19 protein-coding genes and 1 pseudogene are annotated in these 20,735 nt (G+C 74.1%); 12 read left to right on the forward strand and 8 right to left on the reverse strand.

Annotated features, from left to right (window positions below):
- Positions 1 to 65: 65 nt before the first annotated feature.
- A complete protein-coding gene (locus tag DMB42_RS47770; RefSeq protein WP_185845248.1) occupies positions 66 to 1,202 on the forward strand; it encodes a cytochrome P450 in 1,137 nt (378 codons plus the stop codon).
- A 9-nt stretch (positions 1,203 to 1,211) separates the two neighbouring features.
- On the opposite strand, the gene DMB42_RS47775 is transcribed toward DMB42_RS47770, so the two are convergent.
- Positions 1,212 to 2,120 carry a cyclase family protein gene (locus DMB42_RS47775; RefSeq protein ID WP_125647224.1) on the reverse strand — a complete coding sequence of 303 codons (909 nt, stop codon included), beginning with the start codon at positions 2,118 to 2,120 and terminating at the stop codon, positions 1,212 to 1,214.
- A 29-nt stretch (positions 2,121 to 2,149) separates the two neighbouring features.
- Between DMB42_RS47775 and DMB42_RS47780 the strand changes: the two genes are divergently transcribed.
- Complete coding sequence (locus DMB42_RS47780) at positions 2,150 to 3,328, forward strand: serine hydrolase domain-containing protein (protein ID WP_125647227.1); 1,179 nt, start codon at positions 2,150 to 2,152, stop codon at positions 3,326 to 3,328.
- 8 nt (positions 3,329 to 3,336) lie between these two features.
- On the opposite strand, the gene DMB42_RS47785 is transcribed toward DMB42_RS47780, so the two are convergent.
- Together DMB42_RS47785 and DMB42_RS47790 are read right to left on the reverse strand one after the other, a co-directional pair.
- A complete protein-coding gene (locus DMB42_RS47785) occupies positions 3,337 to 4,074 on the reverse strand; it encodes an SDR family NAD(P)-dependent oxidoreductase (protein WP_125647397.1) in 738 nt (245 codons plus the stop codon).
- Positions 4,074 to 4,670 carry an isochorismatase family cysteine hydrolase gene (locus DMB42_RS47790; protein WP_260478364.1) on the reverse strand — a complete coding sequence of 199 codons (597 nt, stop codon included), beginning with the start codon at positions 4,668 to 4,670 and terminating at the stop codon, positions 4,074 to 4,076. The genes DMB42_RS47785 and DMB42_RS47790 overlap by 1 nt, the downstream gene beginning before the upstream one ends.
- Before the next feature lie 162 nt (positions 4,671 to 4,832).
- On the opposite strand from DMB42_RS47790, the gene DMB42_RS47795 reads away from it, so the two are divergent.
- From DMB42_RS47795 to DMB42_RS47835, 9 genes and pseudogenes are all read left to right on the forward strand, one after another.
- Positions 4,833 to 6,602, forward strand: coding sequence for a serine/threonine-protein kinase (locus DMB42_RS47795; RefSeq protein WP_185845249.1), 1,770 nt, complete (start codon positions 4,833 to 4,835; stop codon positions 6,600 to 6,602).
- A 50-nt stretch (positions 6,603 to 6,652) separates the two neighbouring features.
- The gene (locus tag DMB42_RS47800; RefSeq protein WP_125647232.1) at positions 6,653 to 7,015 is read left to right on the forward strand and encodes a Zn-ribbon domain-containing OB-fold protein; all 363 of its coding nucleotides are present in this window, start codon (positions 6,653 to 6,655) and stop codon (positions 7,013 to 7,015) included.
- Positions 7,012 to 7,335, forward strand: coding sequence for a VOC family protein (locus DMB42_RS47805; protein ID WP_260478365.1), 324 nt, complete (start codon positions 7,012 to 7,014; stop codon positions 7,333 to 7,335). Before DMB42_RS47800 ends, DMB42_RS47805 begins: the two co-directional genes overlap by 4 nt.
- Before the next feature lie 15 nt (positions 7,336 to 7,350).
- Positions 7,351 to 8,865: a class I adenylate-forming enzyme family protein gene (locus tag DMB42_RS47810; protein ID WP_125647238.1), complete on the forward strand. Its 1,515-nt coding sequence runs from the start codon at positions 7,351 to 7,353 to the stop codon at positions 8,863 to 8,865.
- Entirely contained in the window at positions 8,862 to 10,928 is a 2,067-nt protein-coding gene (locus DMB42_RS47815) for an acetate--CoA ligase family protein (RefSeq protein WP_312024809.1), read from the forward strand. The genes DMB42_RS47810 and DMB42_RS47815 overlap by 4 nt, the downstream gene beginning before the upstream one ends.
- Positions 10,915 to 11,664, forward strand: a complete 750-nt coding sequence (locus tag DMB42_RS47820; RefSeq protein WP_125647241.1) for a glucose 1-dehydrogenase — start codon at positions 10,915 to 10,917, stop codon at positions 11,662 to 11,664. The genes DMB42_RS47815 and DMB42_RS47820 overlap by 14 nt, the downstream gene beginning before the upstream one ends.
- 88 nt (positions 11,665 to 11,752) lie before the next feature.
- Complete coding sequence (locus DMB42_RS47825; protein WP_125647244.1) at positions 11,753 to 11,974, forward strand: hypothetical protein; 222 nt, start codon at positions 11,753 to 11,755, stop codon at positions 11,972 to 11,974.
- 16 nt (positions 11,975 to 11,990) lie between these two features.
- Positions 11,991 to 12,662, forward strand: a pseudogene (locus DMB42_RS47830) (SDR family NAD(P)-dependent oxidoreductase); the annotation flags it as partial.
- A 371-nt stretch (positions 12,663 to 13,033) separates the two neighbouring features.
- Positions 13,034 to 14,842, forward strand: coding sequence for a CHAP domain-containing protein (locus DMB42_RS47835; RefSeq protein ID WP_125647250.1), 1,809 nt, complete (start codon positions 13,034 to 13,036; stop codon positions 14,840 to 14,842).
- A gap of 20 nt (positions 14,843 to 14,862) precedes the next feature.
- On the opposite strand, the gene DMB42_RS47840 is transcribed toward DMB42_RS47835, so the two are convergent.
- Genes DMB42_RS47840 through DMB42_RS47850 form a run of 3 tightly spaced genes read right to left on the reverse strand, consistent with a single transcriptional unit; the run spans position 14,863 to position 17,790 of the window.
- A complete protein-coding gene (locus DMB42_RS47840; protein WP_125647253.1) occupies positions 14,863 to 15,675 on the reverse strand; it encodes a TIGR03619 family F420-dependent LLM class oxidoreductase in 813 nt (270 codons plus the stop codon).
- Positions 15,672 to 16,655 carry an acyl-CoA dehydrogenase family protein gene (locus DMB42_RS47845; RefSeq protein WP_125647256.1) on the reverse strand — a complete coding sequence of 328 codons (984 nt, stop codon included), beginning with the start codon at positions 16,653 to 16,655 and terminating at the stop codon, positions 15,672 to 15,674. Before DMB42_RS47845 ends, DMB42_RS47840 begins: the two co-directional genes overlap by 4 nt.
- 19 nt (positions 16,656 to 16,674) lie before the next feature.
- Positions 16,675 to 17,790 carry an acyl-CoA dehydrogenase family protein gene (locus tag DMB42_RS47850; RefSeq protein ID WP_125647259.1) on the reverse strand — a complete coding sequence of 372 codons (1,116 nt, stop codon included), beginning with the start codon at positions 17,788 to 17,790 and terminating at the stop codon, positions 16,675 to 16,677.
- Between the two features lie 66 nt (positions 17,791 to 17,856).
- Here DMB42_RS47850 and DMB42_RS47855 point away from each other — a divergent pair, with 66 nt between their 5' ends.
- A complete protein-coding gene (locus DMB42_RS47855) occupies positions 17,857 to 18,948 on the forward strand; it encodes a helix-turn-helix domain-containing protein (protein WP_125647262.1) in 1,092 nt (363 codons plus the stop codon).
- Here the strand turns inward: DMB42_RS47855 and DMB42_RS47860 are convergent.
- Both DMB42_RS47860 and DMB42_RS47865 read right to left on the reverse strand, forming a co-directional pair.
- Positions 18,926 to 19,891 (reverse strand): alpha/beta hydrolase, encoded by a 966-nt coding sequence (locus tag DMB42_RS47860; RefSeq protein ID WP_125647265.1) that lies wholly within the window; start codon positions 19,889 to 19,891, stop codon positions 18,926 to 18,928. The genes DMB42_RS47855 and DMB42_RS47860 overlap by 23 nt on opposite strands.
- Before the next feature lie 119 nt (positions 19,892 to 20,010).
- Positions 20,011 to 20,667 (reverse strand): type 1 glutamine amidotransferase domain-containing protein, encoded by a 657-nt coding sequence (locus tag DMB42_RS47865; RefSeq protein ID WP_125647267.1) that lies wholly within the window; start codon positions 20,665 to 20,667, stop codon positions 20,011 to 20,013.
- Between the last annotated feature and the right edge of the window lie 68 nt (positions 20,668 to 20,735).

Genomic DNA, 20,735 nt, shown 5'->3' on the forward strand with positions numbered 1-20,735 from the left:
TCCACCCATCGGAGATCACTTTGAATCGCTATACAACTCTTATTTAAGAGTCTACTCTCACAATTATGCGACTTCCCACCGAACGCCCCGCGGAATGCCCCTTCGACCCTCCGGCCGGGCTGGCCGGCCTTCCGGCGATGAGCCGCCTGGAGTTCGCCGACGGCCATCTCGGCGGGCTGGCCACCACCGCCGAGGCCGCCCGCGCGGTGCTGGGCGATCCCCGGTTCAGCGCCAGGCAGGAGCTCAAGCACGCGGCCGTCCACGCCGTACCCGCCGGCGGGCCGGGCAGGGCGGCGCCGCCGGGCTTCTTCGCCGCCACCGATCCGCCGGAGCACACCCGCTACCGGCGCCTGCTCACCGGGCAGTTCACGCTGCGCAGGATGCGCCTGCTCGAAGCGCGGATCGAGCGCATCGCCGCCGACCACCTCGACGCCATGGCCGCCGCCGGGCCGCCGGCCGACCTGGTGACGGCGTACGCGCTGCCGATCCCGTCGCTGGTCATCTGCGAGCTGCTCGGCGTCCCGTACGCCGACCACGGACTGTTCCAGGAGCTCAGCGCGCGGCTCGTCACCTTCGGCGACGGGGGCGCGGGGGCGCTGGGCGCGCTGATCGCCTACCTCCGCGAGCTGGTCCGCGGCAAACGCGCGAAGCCGGACGACGACCTGCTCAGCGGCCTGACCGGCGAGCTGTCGGACGAGGAGCTGGCCAACCTCGGGGTGATCCTGCTCGTCGCCGGGCACGAGACCACGGCCAACATGCTCGCCCTGGGCGTGTTCGCGCTGCTGGAGCGCGGGTGCGCGTACGAGGAGGGGGCGGTCGAGGAACTGCTGCGCTGGTTGTCGATCCTGCATCTCGGCGCGCCCTCCAGAGCCGCCCTGGAGGACGTGGAGGTGGCGGGCGTGACGGTCAGGGCGGGCGAGACCGTGGCCCTGTCCCTGCCCGTGATCAACCGCGACCCGGCCGTGTACGCCGACCCCGACCGCTTACTGCCCGGCCGCCCGGAGGCCCGCCGCCACCTGGCCTTCGGGCACGGCGTGCATCAGTGCCTCGGCCAGCAGCTCGCCAGGATCGAGTTGCGCATCGGCTACCGGGCGCTGTTCGAGCGGTTCCCCGGCCTGCGGCTGGCCGTGCCGGCCACCGAGGTCCCGGTCAAGCACGACGCCGCCGTCTACGGCGTCAGGAGCCTGCCCGTCACCTGGTGACCGGCCCGTTCACAGGATGGCGAGCGGGGTGACCGGGCTGCCGGTGCCGCCCTCGATGCGCAGCGGCGCGGCCACGAACACGAACTCCGTACGGCCGGCCGCGCCCAGCTCTTCGAGCCAGAGCATCTCGATCAGGTGGATCCCGTGCCGGTGGAGCAGGATGAGGTGCAGGTCGTCGGCCGCGGGCTCGTCGGCCAGCTGGTGGGCGTTCAGTCCGCCGATGGCCGCGTTGTCCGAGGCCACCGCCGACACGTCCAGCCCGGCCAGCCAGGCGCCCGCCTCCGCCGACAGGCCCGGCTGGCCCGCCCAGTACTCCTCCCGCGAACGCTCCCACGCCAGCGGCCATCCCGTACGGATCACCGCGACGTCCCCCGGGCGCGGCGTGGCGATCTCGCGCAGCAGCCCGGCCGGGATCCGGAAGTCGGCGGGCAGGTGGTCGAGCCCGAGGTGCCGGGGCACGTCGAACAGCACCCCCCTGGCCACCACGCCGCCCACGTGCTCGATCCCGCACCTGGTCGCGCCGTAGGAGCGGACGCGGGCGGCCGGGTGGCCGTTGTAGAGCTCGTCGCCGGTCCACATGTGGCACAGCGCGTCCATGTGGGTGGTGGTGCCGTGGTGGGTGACGAGCAGGGCGTCGTCGGCCACGCGCAGGCCGTCGCCGACGGGCCGGGCGCCCGCGGCGTAGTCGCCGCCGTCCACGGACATGAAGTGTTGCGGCAGCGGGCGGCCCCGCAGGTGGGGGACCGTCGTGGGGGCGGCCGAGGAGGTGGCGCCCCTGATCGGCATGGCCAGGCTCAGCACCTCGCCGGTGACGGCGCTGCGCAGGGCCTCCAGGACCAGGGCGGGGGTGAGCAGGTTGAGGGTTCCGCGCTGATCGTCTGGGCCGAATCGTCCCCAGTTGTTAGGCTCGTGCACCAAGTAAGCGCTTCCTTTCCTGCGGAGGTCTGATGTACTGCGATCCCCGGTTCTCCCGCGTGCGCGAGGCGTTCGAGCGGAACTTCGCCGAGGGCGAGGAGCTGGGCGCGGCCGTCGCCGTCTACCAGGACGGCGAGCTGGTCGTGGACCTGTGGGACGGCGTCGCCGACCGGCACACGGGCCGCCCCTGGGAGGCGGACACCCCGGCCTTCGCGTACTCGTGCACGAAGGCCGTCGCGGCCACCGTGCTGCTGCGGCTGGCCGAGCGCGGGCTGGTGGACGTGGCGGCGCCGGTCGCGGACGTGTGGCCGGAGTTCGCCGCCGGGGGCAAGCAGAGGGTCACGGTCGAGCACGTGCTGACGCACTCCTGCGGGCTGCCGGTGATCGAGACGCCGGTGCCCGTGACGGAGTTCGAGGACCAGCCGGCCATCGCCGCCCGGCTCGCCGGTCAGACGCCTCTGTGGGAGCCGGGGACGGCGCACGGGTACCACGCGCTGACGTACGGCTTCCTGGTCGGGGAGGTGGTGCGGCGGGTCACGGGCAAGTCGGTGGGCGAGCTGGTGGCCGCGGAGATCGCCGGGCCGCTGGGGCTGGACCTCTGGGTCGGGGCCCCCGACGACGTGATCGCCCGCGCCGCCCGCCTCAAGGCCCCCTCCCGCCCGGCCCCCGCAGCCCCCGAAACCCCGGCTCCCGAGAACGCGGACAGCCCGGCGGGCGGGGGGCGGGACCTGTTGGCCGAGATGAGCAGGGCGGTGCTCGACCCCGGCAGCCTGATGAACCGGGCGCTCGGCAACCCCGCCATCCGCCTGTTGGAAGGCGGCGCGAACAACCCGGTGATCCTGCGCGCCGGCTGGCCCGCCGCCGGGGTCGTCACCACCGCCAAGGGGCTGGCCGGGTTCTACCGCGCGCTGGTCGGCGGCGACGTCCTGGCCTCCGCGACCCTCCAGGACGCCCTGCGCCCCCGCGTCAGCGGCCCCGACCGCGTGTTGTTCATGGACACCACGTTCGGGCTCGGCTACATGCGTCCCTCGTTCACCTTCCCGATGCCGTCGAAGACCGCGTTCGGCCACTCGGGCATGGGTGGCTCGCTCGGCATGGGCGACCCCGACCGCCGGCTGGCCTTCGGGTACGTGATGAACAGGATGGCCGACAGCCTCACCGGCAACCTGCGCGGCCTGCGCCTCGTCGAGGCGGTCCACCGCTCCCTGTGACCCGCGCGTCACTGCATGGTCACGCCGCCGCTCACCGACAGCGTCTGCCCGGTGATGTAGGCGGCCCGGTCGGTGCACAGGTACGCGATCAGCCCCGCCACGTCGGCGGGCGTGCCGAGGCGGCGCAGCGGGATGCCCCGGGCGATCTTGTCCACGAGTCCCGGCTCGGCCTCGGACACCCGCCGGAGCATGGGCGTGTCGGTCGGCCCCGGGCAGACCACGTTCGAGGTCACCCCGCCCTTGGCGGCCTCGCGGGCCAGCGTCTTGGCCAGGCCGAACAGGGCCGCCTTGGTGGCCGCGTACGCCCCCTCGCCGCCCGACCCGGCCCTGGCCCCATCTGAGGAGACGAACACCAGCCGCCCCCATCCCCTGGCCGTCATCCCGGGCAGGAGCAGCTTGGTCATGAGCATCGGCCCGCGCAGGTTGACCTGCCACATGAGGTCCCAGTCGGCCGGGTCGCTCGCCGTGAACGGCCCCACGACCGACACCCCGGCGTTGTGCACGAGCACGTCCACGGGCCCCGCCTCGGCGCAGAACGCCTCGACGGAGGCGGGCGAGGCCAGGTCCACGGGCAGCGCCCGCGCCCCGGGCAGGGCGGCGGCCGTGCGGCGGGCGTTCGGCAGGTCCACGTCGGCGACGGTCACGCGGGCGCCGAGCGCGGCCAGGTCGGCGGCGATCGCCGTGCCGATGGCGCCGGCTCCCCCGGTCACGACGGCGGCGCGGCCGTCGAGGCGCAGGCCGTCCATCACGTCCACGCCCCGACGAGGTCGGCCGCGGCGACGCGGGTGGCGAGCAGGCCGATCGTGTTGCGCAGGACGGCCTTCGCGTAGTCCTCGGGGATGCCGGCCACGGCGTCCTTCACCACCGTGACCCGGTATCCCAGGTTGACCGCCTCCAGTGCCAGCCCCGGGATGCCCAGGTTGAGCGAGACCCCCATCGCGACCACGGACGTGACGCCGAGGGAGCGCAGCGTCATGTCGAGCGAGGTGCCGGTGAACGGCGAGAACCCGTGGTGGCGGCGGCTCTCCAGGTCGCCGTCCTCGCGCAGCTCGGGCAGGACTTCCACGGCGGGGGTGCCCTCCAGCATGTGCGCGGGGTCCTTGAGCAGGGAGATGATGAACGGGCAGTTGCCGGTGTGGGAGCCTGCCCGGTCGGGCCGGAAGGCGGCGGTGCAGTGGATCACGGGGAGTCCGGCCGCCCTGGCCGCGTTCAGGACGCGGGCGGCGTTGGGGACGACGTCGTGGCGGGTGCAGGCCGCCACCAATTCCGGAAATTTCGTGAGATCGCCGACGACCCCTCGCTGCATCTCCATCACCAGTACGGCCGGCCGCTCCACCCGCACCCTCCATAATTTAGCCGAGCGCTTGCTTGGGCAAGCTCAGCATAACACCGCCCCCCACAGCCCCACCCATCACCACATGAGGCGAAATTTCTCCAGACGTGACAACCCACACCCCGGGTGAGACCGTCGAATGCACGACGGCATGCCTGATGGGGGTTGGACTTGGTCCCTGGTTACCGTGAAGTTCGCCAGCTCGGCGCGGGCCGTACCGGCCGCGTGTTCCTCGCCACCTACCAGTCCACCGGCGCCTACGTGGCGATCAAGTACCTGAACGCCACCCTGCGCAGGGACGCCGAGTTCATGGAGCGCTTCAGGGCCGACACCCACCGCCTCGTCGAGCTCGACGACCCCGGCGTCGTCCGCCTCTACGAGTACGTCGAGACCCCGGCCAGGGCCGCCCTCGTCATGGAGCTCGTGGACGGCGTGTCGCTGCGCACACTGCTGGCCGAGCACGGCCGGACCTCGCCGGAGGCGGCCCTCGTGCTGCTCAAGGGCATCCTGGCCGCCCTGGCCGCCGCGCACGAGAAGGGCGTGCCACACCGGGACGTCAAGCCGGAGAACGTCCTGGTCCAGGCGGACGGCACCGGCAAGCTGGCCGACTTCGGCGTGGTCGTGCACGCCGAGGAGCCGGGGGTGCCCGCGGGGAGCCCGGCGTACATGTCGCCCGAGTTGTGGACGCAGGGACGGGCGGGGCCGCCGGCCGACCTGTACGCGGCGGCCTGCGTGTTGTTCGAGGCGGTCAGGGGGCGGCCGCCGTACCGGGCGTACAAGGAGGGCACGGGCGGCGAGCAGGACGTCCTGGCGCTGCGTGACCTGCACCTGATGGAGCCGGTGCCGCTGGAGGTGGTCCCGGACGCCCTGCGCGACCTGCTCAGGCGCGGGCTGGCCAAGGATCCGGCGCTCAGGTACGCCTCGGCCCGGCAGTTCGCGGCCGAGCTGGAGGAGGACGCGGTCGCCGCGTACGGACCGGACTGGGAGCAGCGGGGCCGACGCCGGCTCGCCGAGCTGGCCACGCTGCTCGCGCTGCGCTTCCCGCTGGCGGCCAGGACCGAGCAGGTGAGGCGGGCCTCGGCCGGGAGCCGCGGACGGGCGGTCAGGCTGCCCGCGCTGCCGCCGCACCTGTGGGTGGCCGGCGCGACGGTGGTCGCGGTGGCGATCGCCCTCGTGCTCTCCGGGGGGCGGTGGTCGCCGGGCGCGGGCACGATCCTGATGCCGCAGCCGAAGCCGTCGGGCGAGCTGAACCCCGCGCCGGTCGACGCGCACACGCCGACACCCAGGAGGAGCGTGCCCGTCTCCGCCCGCGGCAGCGCGCGCCCGACCACACCGCCCGTGTCCACCGGCGCGCCGCCCGTGCCGCCGGTGTCCACCGGGGGGCCGGTGCCGACGCCGGCGCAGAGCGGGAGCGCGGTGCCGCCGCCCTCGGTACGGGAGGCCAGCATCGCCCGGTGGAGTGGTTCGGCGGGCGCGATCAGGGTGTCCGCGGACGGCACGGGGCCGGTACGGCTGAGCATCGCCTACACCCGGCGGCTCGACGGCGGCCCGGTCAGCACCGTACGGCGGGAGACCCGCACCCTGCGCGGCAGCACCGCCTACACCAGCGGCGTGCGGCAGGACCCCGGGAGCGTGAGCTGCGGGACGCGGGCCTACCTCGGGATCGTCGTCATGACCGAGCCGGCGGCGGTCAACGGGCCGCAGGTCAGCGAGGTCGCGGTGGACGGGCCCGCGTGCCCCTCGCCGTCGGCCACGCCCACGCCGTCCCAGGCCCCCTCGGCCACCCCCTCGGGGGCGACGCCCACGGCGACCGGCGCGCCCGTCGCGCGTCCCAGCTCGGACGCGACGCCCCCGGCGCCCGGCTACTCCGGCGAGGGCGCCCTTCCGGATGCCACGGACGAGCCCACGGCGGAGCGCGGCGGCCTGGTCGAGGGCTACTAGCGGGGGCGGGGACCTTGTCCGGTAACCAAGCGTGCGCTAGCTTGGCAGCGATGAGCGGTGACACCTCCCCCACCGGCGCCCCCGGGCCGCACGGCGAGCTGGTGATCCGGCGCTGCGTGTCCTGCGGCCGCCGCGCCTGGCTGCCCGAGCCGTCGTGCCCGTCGTGCGGCGGCGGCGAGCACGCCGTCGAGCCCGCCGCGGGCACGGGCACGGTGCACACGTTCACCGTCGTGCACCGGTCGTTCGCGCCCGGCTACCGGGGGCGGGAGCCGTACGTGCCGGCGTGGGTGGACCTGGAGGAGGGTGTGCGCGCGTTCGGGCACGTGGTGGGGTGCGCGCCGGAGGAGGTCCGCGTCGGGATGCCGGTGCGGGTGACGTTCGTGGACGATCTACCGCATTGGAGGCCCGTGTGAAGCTCGGCAACGTGCTCATCCCCGTCGCCGACCTGGACGAGGCGATCGCCTTCTACGGGCTGCCGGTGAAGTTCAGGGACGGCGACAGGTTCGCCGCGCTGGACGGCGGCGGCGTCACCGTGGCGCTGGCCGGTCCCGAGGAGCACGTCACCGCGTCGGCGGCGCCGTCGTACAAGGTGGACGACGTGGCGGCGGCGGTGCGGGAGATGGCGGCGCGGGGGGCCGAGGTGGTGCGCGCGCCCGAGGACGGGCCGCACGAGAGGCGGGCCGTGTTGCGCGACCCCTCAGGAAACACGTTCGTGCTCTACTCGCCCCTCTGACCTGGAGGCACCCCCATGGCGCGATCACCCTACGGCAACTACGGCCACGCGATCCTGACCGCGGGAGCGCTGCGCACGCCCGACCGGGTGGCGCTGACGTACTGCGGCGAGCGCGGTTTCACCTACGACGAGCTGAACCGGGTCGTCAACCGCCGCGCGAACGCCCTGCTCGCGGCCGGGATCACCCCGGGGCAGCGGGTGGCGGCGCTGCTCAACGAGACGCTGCGGGTCGCCGAGGTCTACCTCGCGCAGGCCAAGATCGGGGCGGTGACGGCGGCACTCAACCCGTACTGGCCGGTCGAGACACTGCGGGCGGTGGTGGCCGCCTCCGGCTGCACGGCCTTCGTGTACGACTCCACGGTCGCCGACGTCGTCGGCCAGATCAGGGACTCGCTCCCGGACGTCACCACCTGGATCGACGCCGGGGAGCTGACCGACGGCCCGGACGAGGAACCCCCACTGGCCGGCTTCCACGACGACCCGCTGGCCCTCTACTACACCTCGGGCACGACCGGCCTGCCCAAGGCCGTCGTGCACACCCACGCCTCCTCCCTGGCGACGGCCCAGATCTGGCTGGACGTGCCGCGCGGCCCCGGCTCGGTGTTCGGCACCGGGGCGATCATCTGGGGCATCGGCTTCCCGGCCATCGTCGGCCCCGCCCTGTACGCGGGCATGCGCCTGGTGCTGGAGCAGGACTGGGGGCCGGCGAACTTCCTGCGCGTGGTGCCGCGCGAACGGGTCACGCACGTGTCGCAGATCCCGTCGTTCTACGCGGCGCTGCTGGGGTCGTCCGAGCACGAGGGCGTGGACCTGTCGTCGATCCAGGTGATCATGCTGGGCGGCGAGCCGCTGACCGCGACGATGCTGGAACGGATCAAGGGCAGGCTGCCCGGGGCCGGGGTGTACTCGTACTACGGGCAGACCGAGGCGCCGTACACGTGCATGGGCCGGGTGGACGACGGCTCGACGCCGCTCGGCTCCTCCGGCCGGGCCCGTACGGGCAACGCCGTACGGATCACCGACCCGGCCGGCGCCCCCGTGGTCGGCGCGGTCGGCGAGATCAACCTGGCCGGGCCCCACCGCATGGCGGGCTACGACGGGACGGACGACTCGGGCGTCCTGCGCGGCGACTGGTACGTGGGCGGCGACCTCGGGACGTTGTCGGCCGACGGCGTGCTGCGTGTCCTCGGCCGCCGCGAGGACGCCATTCTCAAACACGGCCTATGGACGCAACCCGCCACGATCGAGGAGGCCGTCTCCGCCCTGGACGGCGTGGCCGAGGCCGGCGCGGTGGGCGTCCCCGAGGGGGCGGACGAGCAGCGGGTGCTGCTGGCGGTCGTACCGCGGGCCGGGCACTCGCTGGAGGCCGCCAAGCTGTCGCTCGCGCTGGCCGACACGCTGCCCGCGCACCAGCGCCCCGACCACATCGTGGTGACCGGCGAGCTGCCGCACTCCCAGGACGCCTCCGGCGGGCCGGGCAAGCTGCTGCGCCGGCAGATCCGCGAGCAGCACGGGCACCTGCTCGGGTGAGCGGCGGCGAGGTTCGTGCCGCCCTCCGCGAGCACGAGGTCAAGGCGATGGTCGCGGCGGCCGGCGTGCCGGTGCCACGCGGGGTGGTGGTGCGCGAATCGGACGTGGCCGGCGCCCGCGAATCGGACTTCGCGGTGGCGCGGGGGCTGGCCGAGCCGTTGGTGTTGAAGGCGTTCGGCCCCGGGCTGGTGCACAAATCGGACGCCGGGGCCGTACGGCTCGGGCTGCGGGCGGACGAGCTGGCGGCGGCGGCCGGGGAGATGCGTGCCCGGCTCGACGGGCTTCTCGTCGAGGGGTTCCTCGTCGAGGAGCAGGCGCCCGCGGGCGTGGAGCTGATCGTGGGGCTGGTCGGCGATCCGGGGTTCGGCCCGGTGCTGCTGGTCGGGCTGGGCGGCATCTGGACGGAGGCGATGCGCGACACGGCGCTGCGCCTCTGCCCGATCTCCGAACGGGACGCGCGGCTCATGCTGGACTCGCTGCGCGGCTCGGCGCTCCTGCGCGGCCACCGCGGCCGGCCGCCCGTGGACCTGGACGCCGTGGTCAAGCTGCTCATGACGGTCGGCGGCCCCGGAGGGCTGTGGGAACGGCTGGAACTGGGCGAGTTCGAGCTGAACCCGGTCATCGCCACCCCTTCGGGCGTGACCGCCGTGGACGCCCGCCACCTGCCGGGCCCGGCCGCGCCGCGCCCGTCCGTCCCCCGCGAGCCGGCGGACTTCCTGCCGCTCTTCGAGCCCCGCGCGGTGGCCGTCGTCGGCGCCTCCGCCACCAGGCCGAACTTCGGGAACATGTTCCTCGACTTCTACCGGGCCGCCGGCGTCCCGCTCGTGGCCGTGCACCCGACGGCGGCCGAGGTGGCGGGGGTGCCCGCCGTACCGTCGCTGGCCGCCGCCGAGGTGGACTACGCGCTGGTGGCGGTGCCCGCCGACCGGTGCGCGGAGGTGGTCCGGCAGGCGTCGGGCATCCCGTACGTGCAGGTGATGAGCGGCGGGTTCGGCGAGGCGGGGCGTACGGACCTGGAACGCGGGCTGGCCGAGGCCGCGCGCGCGGCGGGCACGCGGCTGGTCGGGCCCAACTGCATGGGCGTGTACTGCCCGCGCGGGCGGCAGACGTTCGTCGGCGGCGGGATCGGGCCGGCGGGCTCGGTCGCGCTGATCTCCCAGAGCGGCGGGCTCGCGGGCGAGGTGATCAAGGTCGGGGAGCGGCGCGGCCTCGCGTTCAGCCGGGTCGTCACCGTGGGGAACTCGGCCGACGTGACCCCCGCCGAACTGCTGTCCTGGCTGGCCCGCGACACCGAGACCCGGGCCGTCGGGCTCTACCTGGAGGACCCGCGCGGCGGCCGGGAGCTGTACGAGGCGCTGGGCGCGGCCGGGCTCCCGGTGGCGCTGCTGGTCGGCGGGCGCAGCTCGCAGGGGCGGCGGGCGGCGCTCTCGCACACCGGCGGCCTGGTCGGCGACCTGCGGGTGTGGGAGGCGGTCGCGGCCCAGACGGGGACGGCGCTGGTGTCCTCGCAGGACGACCTGATCGGCGTGCTGGCCTTCTTCCAGGCGCACGGCTCGCGGGTGACGGACGGCGACGGGGTGCTGGTGATCGGGCCGAGCGGGGGCGCGGGCGTGCTGGCGGCCGACGCGTTCGACCGGGCGGGGGTGCGGCTCGACCCGCTGCCGGAGGGCGTGCTCGACGGGCTCGGCGCCGCCGCCCCCGGGAACCCGCTGGAGGTGCCGGTGGGGCCGCGCGGGCGTCCCGGGCTGGTGCCGGAGGTGATCGAGGCGGTCGTCCGGCGGCGGCCGTACGGGGACGTGGTCGCCCATGTGAACGTCCAGAGCTTCTTCACCTACGGCGACGCGGCCGAGCCCCTGTACGCCTACGCGCGGGCCCTGGCCGGCGCGCAGGAGGCGCTGCCGCGCGTCAGGATCACACTGGTCACCAGGAACGGCGAGTGCGCGCCCCCGGGCGTCGAGGACGAGGTACGGCGAATCGCGGCGGCGGCGGGCATCCCCGTCTACCGCACCATGGAGGCGGCCGCGGTGGCCGTCGCGGCAGGAGGTCGACGTGGGGCTGCTTGACGGCAAGGTCGCGCTGATCACGGGCGGGGCCAGGGGCATGGGCGAGTCGCACGTGCGGCTGTTCCTCGAAGAGGGCGCGCGGGTGGTCTTCGGCGACGTGCTGGAGGAGGAGGGCAAGGCGCTGGCGGCCGAGACCGGCGCCGCGTACGTGCGCCACGACGTACGCAGCCCCGCCGAGTGGCGGCGGGCCGTGGACACGGCCACGGAGCTGCACGGACGGCTCGACGTCCTGGTGAACAACGCCGGCATCCTCACCTACGGCCGCATTCAGGACATGGAACCCGAGGACTTCGACCGGGTGATCGACGTGAACCTCAAGGGCACCTGGCTCGGGGTCAAGTCGGTGATCGACCCCATGAAGGCGGCCGGGCGCGGCGCGATCGTGAACATCTCCTCGATCGAGGGCTTCGTCGGGGCGGAGGGGTTGTCGGCGTACGCGGCGTCGAAGTTCGCCGTCCGGGGGCTGACGAAGTCGGCCGCGCGGGAGCTGGCCCGGTTCAAGATCCGGGTGAACTCGGTGCATCCCGGGGCGATCAACACGGCGATGGCGGTGAACCCGGACCTGATGGCCGAGGTGGACGTGGAGGCGTTCGTGAAGTCGATGGTGATCAAGCGGTTCGCCAAGCCGGTGGAGGTCTCGCACGTGGTGGCGTTCCTGGCCTCGGACCGGGCCAGCTACTGCACCGGCAGCGAGTTCACCGTGGACGGGGGCCTGCTGACGGGCGCGGGCTACTGAGGTCTGCCGCGAAGTGCTGATCAACGGCGTGTCGTAGCCGGACACGGATGCCACATCCGGTGACTCCGCCCGCGACCACAACTGCCTGGTGAGCTTCTTCACCAACGCCCGCTTCCGCTCCTCGCTGTCCCACTGGGAGGACGCGGCCGAGGGTGTCAAGGTCGTCCACACACCGGAGACCGGTGAGCCGATCTTCGAGTACCGGTCACTGTCGTTGCCCGACCGGCCAGGACACCGGCTGATGCTGCACACGCCGCAGCCGGGCACCGCCACCGGGGCGCGGCTGTCCGAGCTGATGGCAAGCGCCTGAAGGTGGCGGTGCCAGTGGCATGGGCTTCGCCACCGCGCAGAGACTGCTGGACGAAGGCGCGTACGTCGTCATCAGCGGACGCGACCAGGTCCGTCTCGACACCGCGGCCGCCCGCTTGACGGACGCCCTGCCGGAGTCCGGCTCGGGCCGGGTGCTCGCGGTTCGAGCCGACGTCGCCTCCCCGGCGGACCTCGACCTTCTGATGCGGCGGATCGAGACCTGGCACGGCGGCCTGGACGCGGTCTTCGCGAACGCCGGCGTGGGCGTGTTCAAGCCGAGCGCCGAGATCACCGAGGCGGAGTTCGACCACACCGTCGGCGTCAACTTCAAGGGCGTCTTCTTCACCGTCCAGAAGGCGCTGCCGCTGATGCGGGACGGCGGCGCGATCGTCATCAACACGTCCTGGACGCTGTATCGCGGGCTGTCCGTCGCCTCCGTGTACTCCGCCAGCAAGGCAGCCGTCCACAACCTCGCCCGGACGCTGGGCGCCGACCTCGCGCCGCGCGGCATCAGGGTCAACTCGGTCAGCCCGGGTTACATCGACACCGAGATGTACCGCGACGCCAACCCCGCCCCGGAGAGCGCGGCGCACAACTCGGCCCAGGTACCGCTCGGCGCCCTCGGTCACGCCGACAACGTCGCGGCGGCGGTGGCGTTCGAGCCGGTTGATACCGCACTCGACGACTGAGCGGGCGTGATGGCCGGCCGGGCCGAACGTCGGCGGGCGGCCACCGCGACCGCCCCGCCGCCGCCGGGCGGCCCGGTCCCAGCCGGGCTCTGGGCCCACGGCTGCCGGGCGCGGTGTGACGGGTGGCTCTTTTCTTCTTAAATCGCCGGTTCCAGACAGTCCCGGTGGCGGGGCTGAACTGGGATTATGCGCCTGGTGGTGTCTTTGCCCTCTCTTGGGGTGTGCTTGACCTTGGTCACGAAGCGGTAACCTCGCTCAGCACGGAAGACAACAGGTCTCCGGCTTTGTCGCATGTATCCCGGGTTACCCCGCCGTACCCCGGTATGCGTGGATAAATCCGGATCTTGCCCGGAAGGTTCCCCCATACTTCCATGACGCCAGAGATGCAGAAGTACATCGACCTGCTCGAAAGCCAGCTGGGCTACTCCGAGAAGGCCGGCGCGTACACCAAGTTCGGCGACTGGTACGGAAAGACCGTCGAGTTCGACGCCGACTACTCCGCCGCACCCTGGTGTGACATGTACCTCTCCTGGGCCGCGCACAAGCTCGGCTACCAGGAATGGATCGGGCAGTTCGCCTGGACCGTACGGCACGCCGAATGGTTCAAGGCACAGGGGGCCTGGGGCAAGACGCCCAAGCCAGGCGCTTTCGTCTTCTACGACTGGAGCGGGTCCGGCGAGATCGACGGCATCGACCACGTCGGCATCGTCACCGCGGTCCGGGGCGACAAGATCCTCACCATCGAGGGCAACATCGACGGGGGCGTCGCCAAGCGCAAGGAACGCGACACCAGCAAGGTCGTCGGCTACGGCTACCCCGAGCGCATCAAGGCCCGTCTGGAGGAGGAGGCGGCCCAGAAGCGGGCCGACGAGCAGGCGGCGATGCCCGCCAGGCCCGGCACCGACGTCGGAACGCTCCAACTCCCCGAGGACTCCCTCAGCTCCCTCATCCCGCACGTCGAGCAGGAACGTCCGGCCTCGGCCCCGCTGGCCGCCCGTCCGAAGAGCACCGCCGAGCGGCCCGCCAAGGCCACGGCGACCTCGCCTTCCGGGTCTCCCGCCGTACCCTCGCCGGCCGCCTCGCCCGAGACGGCGGCGGCGCCCGTACCGACGGCGGCGGCCGGGCGGTCGGGGCAGAAGTCCAAGCACGCGAAGGCGACGACCGCCGACACCACGGCCGCCACCGCCGAGCCCCTCCCCACCCTCGTGGACGCCTCCTCGTCCGGCTCGCTGTCCACGATCGGCTCGCCGACGCTGGTCGGCTCGGCCCTGATCGCCGCCCTGGCCCTCCTCGCCCTCGCCAAGACCCGCCAATCCCGCCTTCGCCCCGCCAACGCCTCCCTGAAGCTCACCCCACCCCCGGCCCGCTTGAGAACCGCCACAACCGCGCCCGCCCCGACCCCCACCGTCGCGGGCCTCACCATCGGCACGGACACCACCGCGGGCACCACCGCGGGCACCACCGCGGGCCTCACCATCGGCGTGGGCACCACTTCAGCGGGCGAACTCAGGGTGCGCGACGCCTTGGGTGTCATCTCCTCGGAGCCTGGCCTCTCGGGCAGGGGTTCCGGAGAGGGCCGTCGTACCGGCGGCGCGGTCCCCGCGCCCGGCTCACGTCGCAGGCGTGGCTCCCACGCCGCAGGCGCCCGCCGCCGCCCCTCGAAGGCACACCCCGAGCACCCCCACCCGGCCCCCCTCCGCCTCACCGCCGCCAACCCCTCCGAGGAGGGGTTCGAAGCGTTCAGTGATCCGATGGCGCCGCCGCGGCGGTTGGACAGCGCGGCGTTCCGGCCCGCGCCCGACACCGCGCCCTTCGAGCCCACCTTCGACACCGGCCCGCTGGTCCCGATCTCGCTTCCCCCGGCGTCCAGCAGCTTCAGCGCCTTCTCCCCCGCCCCTCGTACGAGGGCGACGCCGCGTTCCGCCGAGGCGTCCGGGATCGGGGCGACCTACCGGGGCCGTCGCCGCCGCCCCGAGGCACCCACCGACCCGTACGTCCCCGAGCCCACCCCCTGCTGGGACGACCTCGCCCCGCGCGGCCGCCGCCACCGGCGCGCCACGACCGCCACCTCGCAGACGGTCACCGTCGAGACCTTCGTCCAGGACGCCCCCCTCAGGGGCCGCCGCCACCGCACCCGCGAAGTCCTCACCACACCCGACTGGGGACGCCAACCGGCCTGACCCGGCGGACACCGCCGCCGTCAGCCCACTCCGTACTCCGCGGCGAAGGCGGCCAGGCGGGTGACCGCGTCGCGGCTGCGCGTCCATGGGCGGACAATGAGCCGTTCCACCCCCAGCTCCACCCAGTCGGCCACCTCCCGGGGAGAGGCCAGCGCGTACGCGTGGGCGGTGACCGGCACCCCCGCCCCCAGCCGCGCCACCTGCGGCCTGATCGACTCGATCGTGTGCGGCATGCTGATCCACCCGTCGCACAGCCGGGCCGCCCGGCGCAGCGCCGCGGCCGACTCCCCGCCGGCCAGCACCGGCAGCCGCCCCTGTACGGGCTTGGGCTCGAAGGCGACCTCGGGAAACCGGTAGAACCGCCCTGAGTGCGCGACGACGGGTTCGGTCCAGAGCCGCCTGATCACCTCGATGGCCTCGGGCGGCCGGGCGCCGCGGGTCTCGAAGGGCAGCCCGGCCGCCGTCCACTCCCCCTGGTACCAGCCGGCGCCGACCCCGCAGACGGCCCGCCCGCCGGAGAGCACGTCCAGGGTGGCGAACGCGCGGGCCACGGCGAACGGGTGGCGCAGGGCGGGCAGGTACACGGCGGTGCCCAGCCGGACGCGGGTGGTGAGCCCGGCCAGCCAGCACAGGTAGGCCGGGGCGTCGAACAGCGGCGTCGTCGGCTTGATGCCGGGATCCTCGGTCCCGGGGTAGACCGCGAGCGACAGGTCGGTGGCGAACACCAGGTGCTCGGGCAGCCACACCGACTCGAACCCCAGCTCGTCGGCGGCCACGGCCACGTCCTTCCAGGCGTCCGGGTGCAGCAGGCCGAGCGGGACGCCGTACTTCACGGGTTCCTCCGCAGGTCGCCGCCGAACAGGGAGGCGCGCACGCGTTCGCGGTGGAGGGCGGCGCCGCCGTACGCGGCCGACAGCGACCAGGCGCGCGCGAGCCAGAACCGCAGGTCCAGCTCCTCGGTGTAGCCGATCGCCCCGTGGGTCTGGAGCGCGACCCGGGCGGCCAGCGTCGCCGCCTCGCCGGCCGCGGCCTTGGCGGCGCTGACGTCCCGTTCGGCGGTGGGCGCGGACCGATCCACGGACAGCGCCGCCCGGTGCACCAGCGGCGCGGCGAACTCGACGGCCACCGCCACGTCGGCGAGCTTGTGCCGGACGGCCTGGAAGGACCCGATCGCCGCCCCGAACTGCCTCCTGACCCGCGCGTACGACACCGAGACCCCGAGCAGCTCCCGCGCGACCCCGACGAGCTGGGCGGCGGTCGCGACCGTGACGGCCCGCGCCGCGAGCGCGACCCGGTCCGCGCCGGGCGCCGCGAGGTCGTCCTGGCCGGACGGCTCCACGGCGACGTAGACCAGCGGCCGGCACGGGTCCACCCCCGGCCTGGCCGCGAGCCGCGCCGCGTGCCCGGGAAACACCCGGGCCGCACTCCCGGTACGCGCCACGACGAGCACGTCGGCGAGATCGGCGTCGGCCGCGTACGTCTCCCCCGGCAACAACACGCCCACGCACACCGCCCCCGAGGCGAGCTTGGGGACGCGCGGCACCAGGAACGCCGCCGCCACGGCGGTCTGCACGACCGGCCCCGGCAGGCACGCCCGCCCGGTCTCCTCGACGGCTGGCAGCACGTCGGTCAGGCCGAGCCCGAGCCCGTCGAGCTCCGGCGGCAGGAGCAGCCCGAAGAAGCCCAGCTCGGCGAGCTGGTCCCAGGCGGGACGGCGTTCGGTCCGCAGCGCGCCGGGCGGGCAGTGCGCCCGCAGCACGTCGCGTACGGTCGCGCCCAGGGCGAGTTGCTCGTCGGTGAAGGCGAAGTGCATGAGGGCGACTCCAGAGGACTCAGCGGGGCAGGCCCAGGACACGCTCGGCGATGATGTTGCGCTGGATCTCGTTCGTGCCCGCGTAGATGGGCCCGGCCAGCGAGAACAGGAAGCCGTCCAGCCAGTCCGTGCCGCCCGCGCGGTCGCCGAGCAGTTCCATGGCCAGCTCGTGCATGCGCAGGTCCAGCTCCGACCAGAAGACCTTGCCCATGCTGGCCGCGGCCCCGATCTCGGCCCCGGCCATGATCCGGCGGGCGGTGGCGAAGGTGTGCAGCCGGTACGCCTCGGCCGCCGTCCAGCAGCGCGCGGCCTGGTCGGCAAGGGCGGGGTCGGCGAGGCCGGGGTCGGCGTCCCTGGCCAGCTCGACGAGCCGGTCGGCGGTGGCCAGGAAGCGGCCGGGGCTGCGCAGGGTCAGGCCGCGTTCGGAGGAGGTGGTGGCCATCGCGATCCGCCAGCCGTCGCCGGGTTCGCCGAGCACCATGGAGTCGTCCGCGAACACGCCGTCGAAGTGCAGCTCGGCGAACCCGGGCAGGCCGTCGAGCTGCGCGATCGGCCGTACGGCGACCTCGTCCAGGGGGAACAGGAAGTACGTCAGGCCCTTGTGCCGCGCGCCGGAGGTGCGGAAGAGGCCGAAGCCGTGGGAGGCGTGGGCGGCCCGGGAGCTCCAGGTCTTGTGGCCGTACAGGCGCCAGCCGCCGTCGACGCGCTCGGCGCGGGCGGTGAGCGCGGCGAGGTCGCTGCCGGCCTCGGGTTCGGACCACGCCTGCGCCCAGACGTCCTCGGCCGCCGCCATCCGGGGCAGCCAGCGTCGCCGCTGCTCGGGGGTGCCGAACCGCATGAGGCTCGGGGCGAGGAGGAAGATGCCGTTCTGGCTGACGCGGGCGGGGGCTCCGGCGGCCCAGTACTCCTCCTCGAAGATCAGCCATTCGATCAGGGACGCGCCGCGGCCGCCGTACTCGCGGGGCCAGGAGACGACCGACAGCCGCTCGCCGGCCAGCAGCGCCTCCCAGGCGCGGTGCGCCTCGAAGCCCTCGGGGCCGTCCATGGGCGGGAGCCGTTCCGGCACGTGGGCGGCCAGCCAGTCGCGAACCTCGGCGCGGAAGTCCAGCTCGGCCGGGGAGAAGTCGAGATCCACGAAACCAACCTAGCGCACGCTTGGTCGCCTGGCCAGGCCGCCGCCCGCGCGCATATTGTGAGGGGCGTGCAGGGTCTTCTGCTCCGGCTGTCCACGCTCGACGCCGACGCCGAGAGCGCGGTCCGGGTCATCGCCTACTTCGACTCGCTGGTGCGCGATCACGTGACCGTGCCGGTGCTGCTCGCGGCCACCGCGCGGCTGGCGCAGTGTCCGGCCGGCCTGTTCGACGCCGCCGCCGGCGAGCGCGTCAGGGTCGCGCCCGACGGCCGGCCCGCCCCGCCCGAGGGCGGCGCGTCGCAGGTCAGGGAGCTGAGCGGCGGGCTGGGCAGCGTGTGGATGGAACGCGAGGGCGCCGCGCACGGCCTCGACGAGATCGTGCTCGAACGGTTCGCCGCGGCGGCCGAGCTGACCTTGGAGCGCGCCGCCGCGCAGGCCCGCGAGGGTCAGGACCCGGCGCTGGTCGAGCTGGTGCTCTCGGCCGAGACCGGCGAGGCGGAGCGGGCGCGGGCGCTGCGGCTGCTCGGGTTCGCCCCGTCCGCCCCGCTCCAGGCCCTGGCCTTCGCCTCCCCCCACGTCCCGCCCCCGAACCTCCCCCACACCCCGCCCCAGGGGCTTCCCCGTGATCCGGTCGCGGGCGGGCTGCGGGCCATGGGCCATCGTGTACGCGCCGCCAGGATCGGCGACACCCAGGCCGTACTGGTGGCCACCCCCCTCGACGGCGAGCTGCCCGAGGGCTCGCGCGTGGGCATCGGCCCCGAGCTGCCCGGTTCGCACGCCGCCGAGTCGTGGGCCAAGGCCCGCACCGCGCTGCGTTTCACCGGCCCGTACGACCGGGTGGTGCGCTGGACCGACCTCGGGGCCCTCGCGCTATTCGCCGACCTGCCCGGCGCGGCCGTCGCGGAGCTGGCCGACGTGCGGGCGATGGCCAGGCTGGGCGAGGATCACCTGCTCGCGGTGCGCGCGCTGTGCGCGGCCGGGTCGGTACGCGCCGCCGCCGCCGAGGTGCACCTGCACCACAGCTCGATGGCCGGCCGCATCGCGCGGGCGGAGTCGGTGCTCGGCTTCTCCCTCGCCGGCCCCGCCGGCCGCCTGCGCGCGCACCTCGCCCTCGCCCTGGTACGCCTGCTCGCGAACGCTACAACCGGTACGCCCGCCTGAGCGCGGCCAGCCGGCCCTCCCGCGCCCGCCTGCTCAGCGCGGTGTCCGGCACCATGATGTCGAACCCGTGGAAGGCCCCGGGGTAGAGGTGGAACTCGGTGGACACCCCGGCGCGCGAGAGCCGCTGGGCGTAGTCGATGTCCTCGTCCCTGAACACTTCCAGCTCGCCCACGTCGATGAACGCGGGCGGCAATCCCGACAGGTCCTCGGCCCGCGAGGGCGCCGCGTACGGCGGGACGTCCGCGCCGCCCGCCCGGTCGCCGAGCAGGGCGGACCAGCCGAAGAGGTTCGCGGCCCGGTCCCAGACGACGGCCTCGGTGAACTCCCGGCTCGACGGCGTGTTGTTGCGGTCGTCGAGCATCGGGCAGATCAGGAGCTGGAAGACCACCTCGGGCCCGCCCCGGTCACGGGCGAGCAACACGGTCGCGGCGGCCAGCCCGCCACCCGCGCTGGCCCCGCCGACGGCCAGCCTGGCGGGGTCGAGGCCCAGTTCCTCCGCGTTCTTGGCGGTCCACACCAGGCCCGCGTAGCAGTCCTCGACCGGCGCGGGATGCGGGTGATCGGGCGCCAGGCGGTAGTCGACGGAGACCACCACGACGCCGAGCCGCTCGACGTAGTCGATCATCACGGCCTCGTCGACCTCGGGCACGCCGAAGATCATGCCGCCGCCGTGTATCCAGTAGAGGCCGGGCCCGCCGGTTCCCCCCTCGGCCGGACGGTAGATCCGGACCCGTACGTCCGGCTCGCCGTCGGGGCCGGGGACGTGGCGGTTCTCGATCAGGACGTCGGTCTCGGCGGGCGGCGCCGCGGCCAGCATCGCGTTCATCTGCGCCCGCTGCCCGGCCAGATCCTCCGGTGACAGGGCCGTCACGTCGAAGGCCGGGAACGGCGCGAGTTCGAGCGCGGTACGCAGCTCCGGATCGAGATTGGGGTGGAACGCCATGCGGACTTCCTTCCACGGGGTGTGGCCTGCCGTACCCCTCGATCGTCGGCTCCCGCGCGAGGGTGCGGCAACCGCCATCCGGCTGCCGTTGCGCGTACCGCGCCCGCCGGTCGGCGAGGTCAGGCGAGCAGGCCGACCACCCGTTCGGCCAGGGGCGCGGCGCTGGCCGGGTTCTGGCCGGTGACCAGGCGGCCGTCCACCACGACGTGGGCCTGCCAGTTCGGGGCGGGCTCGTGCCGGGCGCCCCGCTCGGTCAGCGCGTCGGCCAGCAGGAACGGCACCACCTCCGCCACTCCCCGCGCGGTCTCCTCGCTGTTGGTGAACGCGGCCACCCGCTTGCCGTCCACCAGGTGGGAGCCGTCCGACAGGGTCAGGCCGACCAGCGCCGAGGGGCCGTGGCAGACGGCCGCCACCACGCCGCCGCGCTCGTAGATCTCCCGGCCGACGCGGGCGACGTCGGGGTCGCCGGGGAAGTCCCACATGGTGCCGTGGCCGCCGGCGTACAGGACGGCGTCGTAGGCGGAGGCGTCCACACCGGCCAGGCGGGCGGTGTCGCGGTGCAGTCCGGCGGCGAGGAAGGCGGCCTGGACGTGGTCGTCCGGGTCGTAGCCGTCCCGCGCCTGCGCGCCGCCCGCGACGCTGGCGACGTCCACCTCGAAGCCCGCCTTGGTGAAGATCTCCCAGGGGTGGGCCGCCTCGGGCACGTAATATCCGGTACGTTCCACGCCGCCGAGGTCGTCATGGCTGGTCAGCACGATCAGAATGCGCTTGCTCATACGTCCAGGATCGCCGTGCGCCGCCATCAGCCGCAAATAGCGAAATATTAGTCTTGCCATCAGAATGG

The organism is Nonomuraea sp. WAC 01424 (assembly GCF_003947315.1).
GTDB classification, from domain to species: domain Bacteria; phylum Actinomycetota; class Actinomycetes; order Streptosporangiales; family Streptosporangiaceae; genus Nonomuraea; species Nonomuraea spiralis.

Coding starts and splice junctions, on each gene's coding strand:
- DMB42_RS47770 (WP_185845248.1), top strand. CDS start 66: ATGCGACTTCCCACCGAACGCCCCGCGGAATGCCCCTTCGACCCTCCG.
- DMB42_RS47780 (WP_125647227.1), top strand. CDS start 2,150: ATGTACTGCGATCCCCGGTTCTCCCGCGTGCGCGAGGCGTTCGAGCGG.
- DMB42_RS47785 (WP_125647397.1), bottom strand. CDS start 4,074: ATGGACGGCCTGCGCCTCGACGGCCGCGCCGCCGTCGTGACCGGGGGA.
- DMB42_RS47800 (WP_125647232.1), top strand. CDS start 6,653: ATGAGCGGTGACACCTCCCCCACCGGCGCCCCCGGGCCGCACGGCGAG.
- DMB42_RS47810 (WP_125647238.1), top strand. CDS start 7,351: ATGGCGCGATCACCCTACGGCAACTACGGCCACGCGATCCTGACCGCG.
- DMB42_RS47835 (WP_125647250.1), top strand. CDS start 13,034: ATGACGCCAGAGATGCAGAAGTACATCGACCTGCTCGAAAGCCAGCTG.
- DMB42_RS47845 (WP_125647256.1), bottom strand. CDS start 16,655: ATGCACTTCGCCTTCACCGACGAGCAACTCGCCCTGGGCGCGACCGTA.
- DMB42_RS47860 (WP_125647265.1), bottom strand. CDS start 19,891: ATGGCGTTCCACCCCAATCTCGATCCGGAGCTGCGTACCGCGCTCGAA.
- DMB42_RS47865 (WP_125647267.1), bottom strand. CDS start 20,667: ATGAGCAAGCGCATTCTGATCGTGCTGACCAGCCATGACGACCTCGGC.